Here is a 15768-nt window from a genome sequence, read left to right as displayed (position 1 = left end):
TTCGAAAGTCACTGGGCCGCGACGGGTGCGCCCGTCGGTGCCGCCGATATCACCTCGACAGGCAGGCCGAGACTGTCAAGCTGGCTGCGCACCTTGCTCGCGTCACCGACGACCACCCAGACGAAGCCCTTGGGGTCGATCGTCGCGCGTGCCGCAGCGTCAAGCTGGGCCGCGGTGAGCGCGCGATATTTTTGCGCGATGCCGTCATAATAATCGTCGGGACGACCGAAGAGGTCGTTGCCTTCCATCGCGCTGAGCACCTTGCCACTGGTTTCGAAATTGCCCGCGAGCTCGCGCGTCTCGCCGTCGATCGTGCGGCGGAACTCGACATCGGTGACCCCCTGCGTCGACAGGAAGCCCGCCACCTGCTCGCGCAGCGAGGCGAGCGCGGGGCCGGTCTTGTCGGCCTGGACCGGGGCGTTGATCACATAGGGCACCGCGCCTTCGAAGCGCGAATAGCCGCCGCGCGCGCCATAGGACCAGCCCTTGGCCTCGCGCAGGTCCATGTTGATCCGGCTGAGGAAGCCCGATCCGAGCACTTCGTTGGCGGTGAGCACCGGCAGCAATTCGGCCTTGGGGTCGAGATCGGTCAGCTGCCCGCCGGCGATGATCGACTGCGGCGAATCGGGGCGATCGACCAGCACGATCCGCTCGCCGCCAGCCAAAGGCTTGCTTTCGATCGCCTTGGTGCCCGCCGGCCCCTGCGCGCGCCAGTCGCCCAGCGCGGCTTCGAACGCCGCCCGGACTTCGGCGAGCGGGCGATCGCTGACGACGAAGATCTTGGCCTTGTCGGGGCGGATCCAGGCGCGGTGGAAGGCGACCAGATCGTCGCGCGTCGCCGCCTTCACCGTGCTCAGGTCGCCACTGCCTGCCGCGAGCTTGCGATACGACGAACCCTCGGCATAGAGCAGCGGCGGCAGCGTGCGCGCCGCGATCGCGCCGGGATCGTTGAGCTCGGCGGCGATCTGCGCCATCCGCTGGCCGCGTACCCGCTCGATCTCGCTCGCGCCGAAGGCGGGGTTGCGCACGACATCGCCGAGCAATGCCACCGCCGCGGCAAGGTTGGGGCTGGGCACGAACAGGCTAAGCCCGCTGCGATCGGCATCGTTGCCCGAACCGATCCGCGCGCCCAGCCGCTCCTGCGCTTCGGCCAGCGCGATCGAATCGAGCGTGGTGGTGCCTTCGTCGACGACCGCCATCGTGAAGCCCGCAATCCCCAGCTTGGCGGCGGGGTCAGCGACGATGCCCGCGTCAAAGCTGATGCTCGCCTGCGTCGTCGGCGCCGCGGCCTGGCGCGCATAGACCAATTCGATCCCGTTCGAGAGGCGCGTGCGCTCGACCTTGGGGAAGCTGATGTCGCGCACTTCGCCGATCGCGGGCAGCGCGCCGCGGTCGATCTTCGCGGGGCCTTGCGCCGCCGCGGGGGTTGGCGCGGCTTCGGCGCGCGCGGCGGTGGTCGCCTGCGCTGCGGCGGCGACCTTGGCGCCGCCGGCGGTCGCGGGGGTCGCCTCCTGATACGCCTCGCGCTTGCCGGGCTCGATCTTGAGCGCATAGACCGGGCGCGACAGCCATTTATTGGCCGATGCCTTCACCGCGGCGGGGGTCGCCGCCGCCAGCAGCGCGAGCTGCTTCTTGAAATAGAGCGGATCGTCGGCGAACAGCGCGCCCGAGGCGAGCGTGCCCGCCTTGCCGCCGCCGCCGCCGACCGCCTCTAACCCCGCGAGCCGGCCCGAGATCGCGGTGGTGGCGACGCGCTGGACCTCATCGGCGGTGGGGCCGGTGCGCAGGAAATCGGCGATCACCGCATCGAGCCGCGCTTCGGCCTGCGCGACATCGACCCCGGGGCGGACGTCCATCTGGACGCCGAAAAAGCCGACCTGCGTCAACGCCTGGCTGAACGCCGCGACGCCGACCGCCAGCCGCTCCTTGCGGACCAGGATATTGTCGAGCCGCGAGCTCGAAAGCCCGCCGAGCACGCGCGCGGCGACGTCGAGGTTCGCGGTTTCGGGATCGCGCAGGCCCGGCACTGCCCACAGGCGATAGATTCGCGTGGTGGCGACGCGATCCTGCATGGTCTCGCGCACCGGGGCGGGCAGCGTCGGCACCGGCGCGGGGGGCGCGACGCTCTCGGGGCCGCGCGGGATCGCGCCGAAATATTTCGCCATCAGCCGCTTGGCGGTGGGGACGTCGATATCGCCCGCCAGCGCGACGATCGCGTTGTTCGGGCCGTAATAGCTACGGAACCAGGTCTTCACATCCTCGAGGCTGGCGGCCTGGAGATCGGCCATCGAGCCGATCGTCGAGTGATGATAGGGATGCCCCTTGGGAAACAGCCCCTCGGTCAGCTTGTAGCGGAACAGGCCATAGGGCTGGTTGTCGCCCTGGCGCTTCTCGTTCTGGACGACGCCGCGCTGGTTATCGAGATTTTCCTGCGTCACCGCGCCGAGCAGATAGCCCATGCGATCGCTTTCTAAGAACAGCACGCGCTCGAGCCCGGCGGTCGGGACGGTCTCGAAATAATTGGTGCGATCCGAATTGGTGGTGCCGTTGAGATCGGTCGCGCCGAGCGTGCGCAGCGGTTCGAAATAGTCGCCGGGGGCGTTTTCCGACCCGTTGAACATCAAATGCTCGAACAGATGCGCGAAGCCGGTCTTGCCCTTGGGCTCGTGCTTCGACCCGACGTCGTACCACACCGACACGCCGACCACCGGCGCCTTGCGATCGGTGTGGACCAGCACGCGAAGCCCGTTGGGGAGGGTGAATTCCTCATACGGAATATCGACCCGCGCGATCAGCTCGGAAACCGGCGCGGGCGCCGGCGCGGTGGTTTGCGCGGCAGTCTGGGCGAGCGCCGAGGTGGCGAGCGCGGTAAGGGCGACACTGGCAAGAACGCGGGAGACGAGGCGCATAAGCGGGCTTTCCGAATGGTTTCAGGCGTTACGATAAGCATCGCCGCGCGCGGAGCAAGCCCCGTCCGGAGGCGGTAGGCGCCCCAGGCCGGTGCGGCGGTCTTGCGGCCAACCACGCTTGCGCTAGACCCTGCGCATTCTGTTCGGAGATCGGCTTTCCATGCGCACCCTGACTTTTGCTGCCATCTTGATGCTTTCTACCGCGGTCCAGGCGCAGACCGCGCCGACGCCGGCGATCACCCCCGAGGGGGTGCGCGCGCATGTCGAGTTCCTGGCCGACGACCTGCTCGAAGGCCGCGACGCGGGGACGCGCGGGCACGAGATCGCCGCGCGCTATGTCGCGACGCAGTTCGCAGCGCTGGGGCTCAAGCCCGCCAATGGCGACAACTGGTACCAGCAGGTGCCGCTCGAAATGCGCGCCTTGGGCGAGCCCGCGACCTCGTTCGTGACGATCGGCGGCACGCGCTACGCCAACGGGACGCAGGCGATCGTCCGCGCCAACGCGCCGGGGGCGCAAAAGGCGAGCGGCGAGGCGGTGTTCGTCGGCTATGGCATCGCCAGCCCCGAGAACCGGATCGACGATTATGCCGGGCTCGACGTGGCGGGCAAGACCGTGGTGATGCTGTACGGCGCGCCCAAATCGCTGCCGAGCGACGTCCGCGCGGCGCTGGGCCAGGACAAGGGCAAGGCAGCCAAGGCGCGCGGTGCGGCAGCGGTGATCACGCTGTTCGACAGCGAGATGGTGAAGCAATATCCGTGGGAGGTGGTGGTCGCCGAGGCCGGCGGCCCCGCCACCCGGCTGGCGGAGCCGAGCGACAAGCCGCAGGAACTAACCCCGGTATCGGCGCTGCTGAGCCCGGTCGCCGCCGAAGCGCTCTTCGCGGGCGCGCCGAGCAGCTACAAGCAAATACTCGCCGCCGCCGACAAGGGCCGGGCGCTCAAGGGCTTCGCGCTCAAGCCGGCGGTGGCGATCGAGGGGACGAGCAGCACCCGCGCCTTCACCAGCCCCAATGTCGTCGGCGTGATCCCCGGATCCGATCCGGCGCTCGCGGGCGAAGTGGTGCTGCTGATGGCGCATCTCGACCACAACGGCACGCGCCCCGACGCCAAGGGCGAGGACAAGGTCTTCAACGGCGCGATGGACAATGCCGCGGGCACCGCATCGATGATCGAGGTCGCGCGCGCCTTCGCCGCATCGGGCAGCCGCCCCAAGCGCACGGTGATGTTCGCCGCGGTCACCGCCGAGGAGGACGGGCTGCTCGGGTCGCAATATCTCGCCAAGCATCCGGTGGGTGCGGGGAAGGTGGTGTCGGTGGTCAATCTCGACATGCCGATCCTGCTGTACGACTTCACCGACGTCGTCGCGTTCGGGGCCGAACATTCGACGATGGGGCCGCTGGTCGCCGCGGCGGCGGCGAAGGACGGGGTGAAATTGTCGCCCGATCCGATGCCCGAGGAAAATCTGTTCACCCGCTCGGACCATTTCAGCTTCGTCCAGCAGGGGGTGCCCTCGGTATTCCTGGTTACCGGCCACGCCAATGGCGGGGCGGCGGCGTTCAAGACCTTCCTGGCGACGCATTATCACAAGCCGAGCGACGACCTGAAGCTGCCGTTCAACTGGGCGGCGGGGGCCAAGTTCGCGCGGGTGAACTACAATATCGCGCGCGACCTGGCCGACGCGGCACAGGCACCGCGCTGGTATGCCGACAGCCCGTTCGGGAAGCAGTTCGCGGCGGATGCGCCGAAGGCGGTGCGGGCGAAATAGGGGGCGAGGGATCCCATACCCCCGTTCGTCCTGAGTAGGGGCTGAGCGAAGGCGAAGACCCGTATCGAAGGACCTGCCCCAAGCGAGCCGGTGCTTCGATACGCCGCTTCGACAAGCTCAGCGGCTACTCAGCACGAACGGTGGGGTGCGAGGGGGAATGCCCCCACTCCGTTCGCACTGAGCTTGTCGAAGTGCCGTTCTTTCTTCGCCGCGGGCAGAAAGAGAAGAACGGTGCTTCGACAGGCTCAGCACGAACGGCGATGGATCAGTCCGCCTTTGCGGTAGCAGCCTTCTTCGCCGGGGCCTTCTTGGCCGCAGCCTTCTTGGCAGGCGCCTTCTTCGCCGCCGCCTTCTTCACCGGCGCCGCGTCCTTCGCCGCCGCAGCCTTGGCCGGCGCCTTCTTCTTCACCGCCGCCTTCTTCTTCCCCTTGGGCGGGCCGAGCGCCGCGCGCGCGTCGATCAGCGCGGTGGCTTCCTCGAGCGTCAGCGCGTCCTTGTCGGCGGTCTTGGGCAAGGTCGCGTTGGTGGTGCCGTCGGTGACATAGGGGCCATAGCGACCCTCCATCAGCTTGATCTCGCCGCCACTCGTGGGATGTTCGCCGAATACCTTGAGCGGCGCCTGCGCCCCGCGCGCCGCGCGCCCGCCGCCCGCCGCGGCCTCGGCCAGCTTCACCACCGCGGCGTTCATCCCCGTCTCGAACACATCGGCGGTCGTCGTCAGCCGGCCATATTTGCCGTTGTGCGCGAGATACGGCCCGTAGCGGCCGATCGAGGCGGTGATCGGCTCGCCGGTTTCGGGATGGATGCCGATGGTGCGCGGCAGGCTCAGCAGCTTGACCGCCCAGTCGAAGTCGAGATCGATGTCCTTGGGGATCGACGCGCGCGCAGCCTCCTTGCCCTCGCCCATCTGGATATACGGGCCGAAGCGCCCCGAACGCCGGACGATATCCTCGCCAGTATCGGGGTGCTTGCCGAGCGTCTCGGGGCCGGTGTCGTCGCCATCGCCGCCGCCGGGCTGCGCGAAGCGGCGGGTATATTTGCAGTCAGGATAGTTCGAACACGCCACAAACGCGCCGAACTTGCCGCCGCGCAGCGCCAGCTGCCCCGCGCCGCAATTGGGGCACAGCCGCGGATCGCTGCCATCGGCCTTGGGCGGGAACAGATAGGATTCGAGGAACTTGTCGAGCTCGGCGGTGACCTCGCTCGGCTTGAACTCCATCACTTCGGTGGTGCGCGGCTTGAAATCGCGCCAGAAGGCGTCGAGCACGGTCTGCCATTCGGCACGCCCGCCCGAGACGTCGTCGAGCTCTTCCTCAAGCCCGGCGGTGAAATCATAATTCACATATTTCTGAAAGAAACGCTCGAGGAAGGCGGTGAGCAGCCGTCCGCTTTCCTCGGCAAAGAAGCGGTTCTTTTCGACGCGCACATAGGCGCGATCCTTGATGACCTGGATGATCGAGGCATAGGTCGAGGGGCGGCCGATGCCGAGCTCTTCCATCCGCTTGACCAACGACGCTTCGGAAAAGCGCGGCGGCGGCTGGGTGAAATGCTGTTCGGCGGTGACGCCGTGCTTGGCCGGCGCATCGCCCGAGCGCAGCAATGGCAGGCGGCGCGAATCCTCATCCTCGCTGTCGTCGCGGCCTTCCTCGTAGAGCGCGAGATAGCCTGGGAAGAGCACGACTTGCCCGGTAGCGCGCAGCGCCACCGAACCGGTGCCGTCCTCCAGCTCGACCGCGGTGCGTTCCATCCGCGCCGATGCCATCTGACTGGCGAGCGCGCGCTTCCAGATCAAGTCGTACAACCGGCCATGATCGCCCGATCCGGCCCGATCCTTGGTGAAATCGGTCGGGCGGATCGCCTCATGCGCTTCCTGCGCGTTCTTGGCCTTGGCGACATAGTGGCGCGGCTTTTCGGGGATGTAGCCGCCGTCATAGCGGTTCACGATCGCCTTGCGCGCATCGTCGATCGCGCTGTGATCCATCTGAACGCCGTCGGTCCGCATATAGGTGATCGCGCCGTCTTCGTAGAGCGCCTGCGCGATCCGCATCGTGTGGCTCGCCGAAAAGCCCAGTTTGCGGGCTGCTTCCTGTTGCAAGGTCGAGGTGGTGAAGGGCGGCGGCGGATTGCGCGTCGCGGGCTTGGTCTCAACATTGGCGACGCTGAAGCGACCTGCCTCGACCGCTGCCTTGGCGCGCATCGCGGTGCCTTGTTCGCCGATCGTCAGCCGGTCGATCTTCTTGCCCTCGAACTTGGCCAGCCGCGCGGTGAAGCGCGTCGAATCATGCTCGAACTCGGCGGCGACCGACCAATATTCCTGGGGATCGAACCCCTCGATCTCGCGCTCGCGCTCGACGATCAGCCGAAGCGCGACCGACTGGACGCGGCCTGCCGACTTGGCCCCGGGCAGCTTGCGCCACAGCACCGGCGACAGCGTGAAGCCGACGAGATAATCGAGCGCGCGGCGCGCCCGATAAGCGTCGATAAGATCGGTATCGAGCTGGCGCGGCGCCTTCATCGCGGTGAGCACCGCCGCCTTGGTGATCGCGTTGAAGGTGACGCGCTCGACCTCCTTGGGCAGCGCCTTTTTCTTGGCGAGCACTTCCTGGACGTGCCAGCTGATCGCCTCGCCCTCGCGATCGGGATCGGTCGCGAGGATCAGGCGGTCGGCCTGTTTGGCGAGGTCGGTGATCGCCTTCAGCTGCTTGGCCTTGTCGGCGTAGTTTTCCCACTCCATCGCAAAGCCGTCATCGGGGTTCACCGATCCGTCCTTGGGCGGCAGATCGCGGACATGGCCGTAGCTTGCGAGGACGCGATAGTCGCTGCCGAGGTATTTCTCGATGGTCTTCGCCTTGGCGGGCGATTCTACGATGACGAGTTGCATAGGGTCTTGTCTGGCCTTGTTTCGCGTACACGCGCGAGGATGGAGAGGCGCACGCACTGCCGTCAAGCCGCGAACTGCGCTGCCGCCGGTGGCGGCTCAGGCCATCAGGCTCACCCGGCCGCCGGCGTGGCGCTCGAGCCGGCCCGCCAGTTCGAGTTCGAGCAGCACCGTCTGCACGACGGCGGGCGCCTCGCCCGATTGGCGGATGAGCTCGTCGACCGCCACCGGCACCGGCCCGAGCAGCGCGGTGATCGTGCGGCGTTCGGCATCGCTCGCGTCGGCAGGCGGCGGCGCTTGCCAGCCCTTGCCCGGCGAGCGCAGCACGCGCGGGTCGATCGGGCGGACCGCCTCGAGGATGTCGTCGGCGGACTGAACCAGCGTCGCGCCTTCGCGGATCAGCAGGTTGCACCCCTGCGCCCGAGGATCGAGCGGGCTGCCGGGTACCGCCATCACCTCACGCCCTGCCTCGGCCGCGATCCGCGCGGTGATCAGCGAGCCCGATCGCGGTGCCGCCTCGACCACCACGGTGCCGATCGCGCAGCCCGCGATGATCCGGTTGCGCGAGGGGAAGAAGCGCGCGAGCGGCTCGGTGCCCGGCGGCTGTTCGGCGATCAGCAAGCCCTGCTTGCCCACCCGCGCCTGGAGCTCGGCATTTTCGGGCGGAAAGGCGATGTCGATGCCGCTGGCGATCACCCCCACCGTCCCGCTTTCGATCGCGCCGTGATGCGCCGCGGTGTCGATCCCGCGCGCAAGCCCCGAAATGACGGTCACCCCCGCCTCGCCCAGCGCATGCGCCAGTTGCCGCGCGAAGCGGCACGCCGCCGCCGAGGCGTTGCGCGCGCCGACCATCGCGATGCAGTTGCGCGCGAGCAGCGCCAGCTCGCCGCGGACGATCAGCGCGGGGGGCGCGGTCTCGGTCGCCGCCAGCAGCGCGGGATAATCGGCGTCGCCGATCAGGCAATAGCGCGCGCCCAGCCGCTCGACGCGCGCGATCTCGTCGCGCACCGCGCGTTCGTCGGCGATCCGCGGCGCGCCGCCACCGCGCGCGGCGAGCATCGGCAGCGCGTCGAGCGCGGCGCTGGCGCTGCCGAAGCGCGCGAGCAACTGCGCGAAGCTGACCGGACCGATACGCGGCGAACGGATCAGGCGCAGATGCGCGAAGCGCTCGGCACCCGGTCCGGCGGCGTCAGCCATGCTTGCTCGCGCCGATCCGCGGCTCGGTGCCCGCGATCAGCCGCTCGATATTGAGGCGGTGCTTCCACAGCACGATCAGCGCGAGCGCGAGGAACAGCAGCACCAGATCGAACCGCCCCATTGCCGCCGCCCCCACGGGCGCGCTGAACGCCGCGGCGATCCCCGCGACCGACGATATCCGCAGCAAGGCGAGCAGGCCCAGCCAGACGATCGCGTAGATCAGCGCGCTGGGCCAGTGGAGCACAAGGACGATCCCCATCAGCGTCGCGACGCCCTTGCCGCCGCGAAACCCGAGCCAGACCGGGTAGCAATGACCGATGAACGCGCCTGCCGCTGCGAGCATTTCATTGCCCGGCGCGATCGCACCGACGATCAGGATCGCCACCGCGCCCTTGAGCGCATCGAGCAACAGGGTGGCCGCCGCGAGCCCCTTGCGCCCGGTGCGCAGCACGTTGGTGGCGCCGATATTGCCCGAGCCGATCGTCCGCAGGTCGCCCGCGCCGCCGAGCCGCGTCAGCAGCACACCGAAGGGGATACTGCCAAGCAGATAGCCGATCACCAACGCAGCGGCCGGCGCGACCCACAATATTTCGGTTTGCACGCCTCACCCCTTGTCGATGCCGCGAGATTAGGCGGGTTATCACCGTTCCGCAATGATTTCGGATAAGCCGCCGTCCCACGTTGGCAAGCGCGGGGCACGCGCCTAAGCGCGCTGATGATGACCGATACGCGCCCGATCCTGTTCTTCGATTCGGGGGTCGGCGGGCTGTCGGTGCTCGCGCCGACGCGCGCGCTGCTGCCGCAGGCATCCTATGTCTATGTCGCCGATTCGGCGGGCTATCCCTATGGCACGCGAAGCGAGGCCGAGATCGCGGCGCGGGTGCCGGCGTTGCTGGGAAGGCTCGCCGAGCGCTATCGCCCGCGGCTGATCGTAATCGCGTGCAACACCGCGTCGACGATCGCGCTGGCAGCGGTGCGCGCCGCGCTCGACCTGCCGATCGTCGGGACGGTGCCCGCGATCCGGCCCGCCGCGGCGCTGAGCGTCACGCGCTGCATCGGGGTGCTGGGGACGCAGGCGACGGTGCGCCAGCCCTATGTCGACGATCTCGCCACGCGCTTCGCCGCCGATTGCACCGTGATCCGCCACGGCTCGGCTGAATTGGTGGCGCTGGCCGAGGCCGAATTGCGCGGGATGCGCCAGCCCGATTCGGCGTATCGCGCGGTGCTGAACGGGCTATACGGCCAGCCGGGGGGCGAGCGGATCGACGTGATCGTCAACGCCTGCACGCATTTCCCTTTGGTCGCCGATCGGCTGGCCGCGGTCGCGCCGGGGCCGGTGCGCTTCGTCGATGGCGGCGAGGGGATCGCGCGGCGGGTGGCGCATCTGACGCAGGGGCAGGCCTGGCCCGAGGCGCCGGCGCCGGGGGTGGCGGTGTTCACGCGGATCGAGTCCGATACCGCGGCGCTCGCCCCCGCGCTGCTGGCGCGCGGGTTGGAGCGGATCGAATCGCTTTAGGCGGCGATCGTCTCGGCAGGGGCGACCATCGCCGATTGGATACATTCGCGATAGCGCTCCGCCATTTCGAGATGCACCCGGCGCGCGGCGACATCGCTGCAGGCCATGGCGCGCGCACGCTCTTCGGTTTCGCGGCGGGCGAAGTAGGCGGTGTCGCTTCGGCTGGTCATCGCAAGAAGCTCCTCGAAGGCTGGCAGGACGAATGCCGCTGCTGCGCGCCGGGCCCCCGAGTCGGGTGCGCGGCGCGATGGATATTCTCTATCACGATGATCGAGTGCGAAACTTGATGTAGAGCAGTGCCCGCTGGCTGCGGGGTTGGGACATCGCCTGGGCCTTGGCCGGTAGCGGGCTTTCGACTGGAAATCGGTGCGATCAGTCGCTAGGTAGCGGCACATGATACGAGAGGCCAAGCCCGCGATCGATTATTCGCGCGTGTTCGCGCAGGCGATCGATCGCCTGCATGCCGAAGGGCGCTATCGCGTCTTCATCGACATCCTACGCAACAAGGGCGCGTTCCCCAACGCGCGCTGCTTCGCCGGGCACAACGGCCCCAAGCCGATCACCGTCTGGTGCTCGAACGACTATCTCGCAATGGGACAGCACCCCAAAGTGATCGCGGCAATGGAAGAGGCATTGCACGATGTCGGCGCCGGTTCGGGCGGCACCCGCAACATCGGTGGCAACACGCATTACCATATCGATCTCGAGCATGAGCTGGCCGACCTGCACGGCAAGGAAGCCGCGTTGCTGTTCACCAGCGGCTATGTCTCGAACGAGGCGACGCTGTCGACGATCGCCAAGCTGCTGCCCGGCTGCATCATCTTTTCGGACGAGCTCAACCACGCGTCGATGATCGCGGGCATTCGCAATTCGGGCTGCGAAAAGCGCGTCTTCCGCCACAACGACCTGCAGCATCTCGAAGAATTGCTCGCCGCCGAGGACGAAGGCGTCCCCAAGCTGATCGCGTTCGAGAGCGTCTATTCGATGGATGGCGACATCGCGCCGATCCATGCGATCTGCGACCTGGCCGACAAGTATAACGCGCTGACCTATCTCGACGAAGTCCATGCGGTCGGCATGTACGGGACGCGCGGCGGCGGGATTTCGGAGCGCGACGAGTGCGCGAACCGGCTGACGATCGTCGAGGGAACGCTCGGCAAGGCGTTCGGCGTCATGGGCGGCTATATCGCCACCGATCGCACGATCGTCGACGTGATCCGCAGCTATGCGCCGGGGTTCATCTTCACCACCAGCCTGTCGCCGGTGCTGGTGGCAGGCGCGCTCGCGAGCGTTCGGCACCTCAAGGGATCGTGCGAAGAACGCGACGGCCAGCAGGCCGCCGCCGCGCGGCTCAAGGCGATGTTCGATGCGGCCGGGCTGCCGGTGATGGATTCGACCACGCATATCGTGCCGCTGATGGTGGGCGATCCGGTGAAGGCCAAGAAGATCAGCGACATCCTGCTCGCCGAATACGGCGTGTACGTCCAGCCGATCAATTACCCCACCGTCCCGCGCGGCACCGAGCGGCTGCGCTTCACCCCCGGCCCCGCGCACGACGAAGCGATGATGCGCGACCTCACTGCGGCCTTATGCGAAATCTGGGGCCGGCTCGAACTGCGCCTCGCCGCCTGAGCGCTCGGCCGGCGGCCACTTGGCAGCCGGTTATCGCACTGTTAATCCTGCGCAACTGGTGGTTGCGGGGGCAGGGCCGTGGAAGATGTCGGAGCATCGGGGCGTGCACGCCGGCCAAGTCGGCTGCCGCGCGTAGCGCGACGCTTTCGTCCGCTCGTATCGATCCTTTGGTGGGCCTGGCTCGGCGTCGCGCTGACCGCGATGTTGGGTGGCAGCTGGCTCGGCTGGGTCAATGCGCGTGACGTCGCGCCGGCGTTTTCGCGGGCGGGGCTGAGCTTCACGCAGGAAGACGCGGGCGTCGAAGTCAGCGCGATGACCCCCGAAGCGCGGCGCGCGGGCCCGACCTGGCCCGCGATCATCGTCGCGATCGAGGGCAAGTCGATGGCGGGCGAAGATGCGCGACGCGTCGCGCGCGCGCTCGATGGCCCGGCGGGGAAGGTGCGGCTGACGGTCGACGACGATGTCGTGGCACCGATGACGATCGCGCTCGAACGCGGTGCCGCGGTGCAGCGGCGCGCGGTGGGCAGCGAATCGCCCTTCGTGCTGTTCCTGCTCGAAACCGCGATCGGGCTGGTCGCGGTGATCGCGATGACCGTCTGCGCGGTGCTGCTGTTCCGGCGGCGGCGCGACGAGACGGTGGCGCTGCTGCTGTCGCTGGCGTTCCTCACCGCGACCGCGCTGATCTCGGGGTCGGAGGTGTGGCGCGCGCTGGGGCTGCCCGATCCCGACTTTGCGCTGGCGATGATCTTCCTCGGGCTGATGATGGTGGTGATCCCCGCCTTTCCCGATGGCGAGCTGCAGTCACGCTGGGGCGCGTGGATCGCTTACGCCGCCGCGCCGCTGACGCTGGTGCTGCTGCTCGAGCCGCTCGGCGCCGAACTATCGGTGCTGACCTCGTTGCTGATCGTCTTCGTGCTCGCGGTCGTGCCCTATCGCCGCTTCCGCCGCGCACCGCGCGGGATCGAGCGCCAGCAGCTCAAATGGGCGGCGTTCGGCTTTACCGGCGCGCTGGTGCTGCTGCTGCTCGCCACCTTCGTCACGATCGCGCTCGAGTTCAACACGCTGCCCGCCTCGTGGGAGTTCGGCGCCTTCCTGATCAGCCAGAGCCTGCTGGTGCTGGCGTTCGTCGCGCTGGCGATCGGGCCGACGATCTCAATCCTGCGGATCAGCCTGTGGGACGCCGATGCCGCGATCGGCAAGTCGGCGGGCGCGGGCGCGGTCACCGTCGCGCTGGGGGGCATCTGGACCGCGTCGACGATCCTGACCAACGACGTGACCGCGGCGCTGCTGGGGGGCGAGAACAAGGCGCTGGCGGCGGGTGCGAGCGCGGTGATCGCCGCGAGCGTGCTCGGCCCGGCGCAGCGCCGCGTCTCGGACTGGATCGACCGGCGGTTCAGCGCGCCGGTGCTGGCGCTGCGCGCGCTGCCCGACGAACTGCGCCGCTGGCAGGACAGCGACACCCCCGCCGATATCGGCCGGCGGGTGATCGCGGTCGTCGCCGAGGAAGTCGGCGCGGCGCATGTCGCGATGCTGTTGTGGCAGGGCGACGGGTTCGAAGCGGTGGCGAGCCGCGGCGTGACCGAGCCGCAGATCGATGCGTGGGTGGAGCATCGCGTCGGCGACGATGGCGACGTCAACGCGATCGCGCCGGGCGACGCGCTGTTCGCGCTGCGGATCGAGCTGACCGATGGCGAGCTGCCGATCGGGCTGTTGCTGATCGGTGGCCGCCCCGAGGGCGCGGGGCTGGCGAAGGACGTCCGCGCCGCGCTCGACGATCTGCGCGCGCCGGTCGCGGCGGCGCTACGCCGCGCCTATCGCGCTGAGCTTCGCGATACGACGCTGCTTGGGCACGTGCGCGCGCTCGATGATCGCCTGGCGCGGCTCGAACTAGGGCCGGCCAGAGCAGCCTGATTCTAGGGCCGCCTGACTTCGGCCGCCCAGGCATAGCCGCGATACAGCGGGGTGAAGCGCGCGCTGCCGCCCGCGGCCTGCGCCGCGACCTCGACGAAGCGCGCCAGATCGCCGCGCGGGGTGACGTCGAACTTGCGAAGCCAGGCGAACAGCCCGGTGCGGAACGGGCGCGGCAGCCGCTCCTGCTGGCCGAAATCGACGATGTGCAATTGCCCGCCCGGCGCCAGCGCGGCGGCGGCGGCAGCGATCGCACCCTGCCAATCGGGGATCATCGACAGCGTATAGCTCATGAACACGCGATCGAACGCGGGCACGCCGAACAGGGCGGCGGGCGCGAAATCGGTGGCGTCGCCCTGCGCCAGCGTGATCCGGTGCGCGAGGCCTGCCTTGGCGACATTGGCGCGCGCGGTCTCGAGCATCGCCTGCGAAATGTCGAAGCCATAGCAATGCGCCTGCGGCCAGGCCCGCGCGGCGACGATCAGATTGCGCCCGGTGCCGCAGCCGACTTCGAGCACCGTCCCCTGTGGCGGCGGCATCAGGTGGCGGATCAGCCGGTCGCGTCCGAGCAGATAATATTTGCGCGTCAGGTCATAGAAATGGCGCTGGGTGGCATAGATCGAATCCATCCGCCCGGCATGGCCCTGGACGTCGCTCATCCCTGGAACACGTACAGATGGACGCCGCCATAGATCGCCGACCGGTCGCGGCGGGTGTAATCGAGCGATTCCTCGGCGCGATACTCCCAGCGATCGAGGATCGCGTCGGGCACGCGGCCCGGCAGCAAGGTCGGCGCGGCGGCGGTGCGGAACAGCACGCGCGCGCCGGGGCGGGCGGTGCGGGTGATGCCGGTCCACAGCCGGGTCAGCACCTCGTCGGTCATCCAATCCTGCGCGTCGAGCAGGATGTAGCGATCGAGCGAGCCATCGGGCATCGATTCGAGATAGTCGCACATATTGGCGTGGCGCACCTCGACGCGATCGACGCGATCGACCACCGCCTGGTAATTGGCGGGCTTGAGATAGGGCGGCAGCGACGCCGCCGGGCCCTCGCCATAGCCGCGCCCGAACGCCTGCCAGGCGAAATAATTGTCGGCGAGCGCGAAGTCGCAGGCGAGCTTTTCGAGCCGCTGCTTGAGCACCGCCGAAATCCCCTCGGGATCGTCGCCCGCCAGCGCGACATATTGCGCAGGCGGGATGCCGAGACCGAACAGCGAGGCGGGCTGGTCGGTGAGCCAGCGGACGAACTTCTTGTCGAACACCGGCGCGAGCTTGGTCTCGAAAATCTCGCGCTGTTCCTCGATCGTCTTGGCCTGGAGGATAATTCGCGGATCGATGCCATAGAGCTTGGCGACCAGATGCGCCGCGCCGATGAAGCCGCCGAGCAGCCCGCGCTTGTAGAAGCCCTTGGAGAAACCCGAGATGCGGCGCTTGCCGATCAGCCCGCGCCCTTCCCAATAGCGCCGGCTGGTCTCGTCGAGATGCGGGGCGACGTATTTACGATAGGCGTCGATATTGTCGGGGCGGTTGGCCTCGCCGAAGAAACGGTGGAAGGCGGCGTGATCGGGCAGGTGGCGCGCGGCGGCGAGCTTCAATTTGCCGAGCGCGATGTGCGCGGTGTTGAGGTCGACCGCGGTGATCGCCGCCGGGTTCGCGGTCAGATAGCTCAGCACATTGCAACCGCCCGAGGCGATCGTCACGACATGGCAATCGGGGCTGATCGCCAGCGCCTCGAGATCGACTTCGGGGTCTTCCCATATCTGCGCATAAACCAGCCCGCGAAACGCGAAGGAAAAGGCGCGTTCGAGCAGCCCCTGCTTCGACAGATGCTCGTGACGATGCACCGCATCGCGGACCGCGCGGTTCTTGGGGGCTTTAGCGAGCGAGGCCATGGGCTATCCTTCAAGGAAGCGCGCGAACGGGTTCGCGCATCCGCCGCCGATACTGGCGCTGTGTGACGCTTC

11 protein-coding genes are annotated in these 15768 nt (G+C 68.4%); 4 read left to right on the top strand and 7 right to left on the bottom strand.

From position 1 onward, the window contains the following. Positions 1-8: 8 nt before the first annotated feature. Positions 9-2909 (bottom strand): M16 family metallopeptidase, encoded by a 2901-nt coding sequence (locus OKW76_RS11720; RefSeq protein ID WP_265549062.1) that lies wholly within the window; start codon positions 2907-2909, stop codon positions 9-11. Positions 2910-3099: 190 nt separating this feature from the next. Between OKW76_RS11720 and OKW76_RS11715 the strand changes: the two genes are divergently transcribed. Beyond that, positions 3100-4674: a M20/M25/M40 family metallo-hydrolase gene (locus OKW76_RS11715; protein WP_265552948.1), complete on the top strand. Its 1575-nt coding sequence runs from the start codon at positions 3100-3102 to the stop codon at positions 4672-4674. Positions 4675-4939: 265 nt separating this feature from the next. On the opposite strand, the gene topA is transcribed toward OKW76_RS11715, so the two are convergent. From topA to plsY, 3 genes are all read right to left on the bottom strand, one after another. Further along, positions 4940-7555 (bottom strand): type I DNA topoisomerase, encoded by a 2616-nt coding sequence (topA, locus tag OKW76_RS11710; protein WP_265549061.1) that lies wholly within the window; start codon positions 7553-7555, stop codon positions 4940-4942. Positions 7556-7651: 96 nt separating this feature from the next. After that, entirely contained in the window at positions 7652-8749 is a 1098-nt protein-coding gene (gene dprA / locus OKW76_RS11705) for a DNA-processing protein DprA (protein WP_265549060.1), read from the bottom strand. Beyond that, the gene (gene plsY / locus OKW76_RS11700) at positions 8742-9350 is read right to left on the bottom strand and encodes a glycerol-3-phosphate 1-O-acyltransferase PlsY (RefSeq protein WP_265549059.1); all 609 of its coding nucleotides are present in this window, start codon (positions 9348-9350) and stop codon (positions 8742-8744) included. Before plsY ends, dprA begins: the two co-directional genes overlap by 8 nt. Before the next feature lie 117 nt (positions 9351-9467). On the opposite strand from plsY, the gene murI reads away from it, so the two are divergent. After that, positions 9468-10265, top strand: coding sequence for a glutamate racemase (gene murI, locus OKW76_RS11695; protein ID WP_265552946.1), 798 nt, complete (start codon positions 9468-9470; stop codon positions 10263-10265). Here the strand turns inward: murI and OKW76_RS11690 are convergent. After that, positions 10262-10435, bottom strand: coding sequence for a hypothetical protein (locus OKW76_RS11690; protein ID WP_265549058.1), 174 nt, complete (start codon positions 10433-10435; stop codon positions 10262-10264). The two genes, murI and OKW76_RS11690, sit on opposite strands and share 4 nt — an antisense overlap. A gap of 223 nt (positions 10436-10658) precedes the next feature. Between OKW76_RS11690 and hemA the strand changes: the two genes are divergently transcribed. Together hemA and OKW76_RS11680 are read left to right on the top strand one after the other, a co-directional pair. Further along, positions 10659-11897 (top strand): 5-aminolevulinate synthase, encoded by a 1239-nt coding sequence (gene hemA, locus OKW76_RS11685; RefSeq protein WP_406697797.1) that lies wholly within the window; start codon positions 10659-10661, stop codon positions 11895-11897. Positions 11898-11975: 78 nt separating this feature from the next. Then, positions 11976-13808 carry a hypothetical protein gene (locus OKW76_RS11680; RefSeq protein WP_265549057.1) on the top strand — a complete coding sequence of 611 codons (1833 nt, stop codon included), beginning with the start codon at positions 11976-11978 and terminating at the stop codon, positions 13806-13808. 2 nt (positions 13809-13810) lie between these two features. Here OKW76_RS11680 and OKW76_RS11675 read toward each other — a convergent pair whose 3' ends face one another. Both OKW76_RS11675 and OKW76_RS11670 read right to left on the bottom strand, forming a co-directional pair. Further along, positions 13811-14464, bottom strand: a complete 654-nt coding sequence (locus tag OKW76_RS11675) for a class I SAM-dependent methyltransferase (protein ID WP_265549056.1) — start codon at positions 14462-14464, stop codon at positions 13811-13813. Continuing rightward, positions 14461-15696: a DUF3419 family protein gene (locus OKW76_RS11670; protein ID WP_265549055.1), complete on the bottom strand. Its 1236-nt coding sequence runs from the start codon at positions 15694-15696 to the stop codon at positions 14461-14463. The genes OKW76_RS11675 and OKW76_RS11670 overlap by 4 nt, the downstream gene beginning before the upstream one ends. Between the last annotated feature and the right edge of the window lie 72 nt (positions 15697-15768).

Origin of the sequence: Sphingomonas sp. S1-29 (genome assembly GCF_026167545.1) — a bacterium.
Taxonomy (GTDB): domain Bacteria; phylum Pseudomonadota; class Alphaproteobacteria; order Sphingomonadales; family Sphingomonadaceae; genus Sphingomonas.
This window is presented reverse-complemented; position numbering and strand designations above follow the sequence as displayed.

Coding starts and splice junctions, on each gene's coding strand:
- OKW76_RS11720 (WP_265549062.1), bottom strand. CDS start 2,909: ATGCGCCTCGTCTCCCGCGTTCTTGCCAGTGTCGCCCTTACCGCGCTC.
- dprA (WP_265549060.1), bottom strand. CDS start 8,749: ATGGCTGACGCCGCCGGACCGGGTGCCGAGCGCTTCGCGCATCTGCGC.
- OKW76_RS11675 (WP_265549056.1), bottom strand. CDS start 14,464: ATGAGCGACGTCCAGGGCCATGCCGGGCGGATGGATTCGATCTATGCC.
- hemA (WP_406697797.1), top strand. CDS start 10,659: ATGATACGAGAGGCCAAGCCCGCGATCGATTATTCGCGCGTGTTCGCG.
- OKW76_RS11670 (WP_265549055.1), bottom strand. CDS start 15,696: ATGGCCTCGCTCGCTAAAGCCCCCAAGAACCGCGCGGTCCGCGATGCG.
- OKW76_RS11715 (WP_265552948.1), top strand. CDS start 3,100: ATGCTTTCTACCGCGGTCCAGGCGCAGACCGCGCCGACGCCGGCGATC.
- OKW76_RS11690 (WP_265549058.1), bottom strand. CDS start 10,435: ATGACCAGCCGAAGCGACACCGCCTACTTCGCCCGCCGCGAAACCGAA.
- murI (WP_265552946.1), top strand. CDS start 9,468: ATGACCGATACGCGCCCGATCCTGTTCTTCGATTCGGGGGTCGGCGGG.
- topA (WP_265549061.1), bottom strand. CDS start 7,555: ATGCAACTCGTCATCGTAGAATCGCCCGCCAAGGCGAAGACCATCGAG.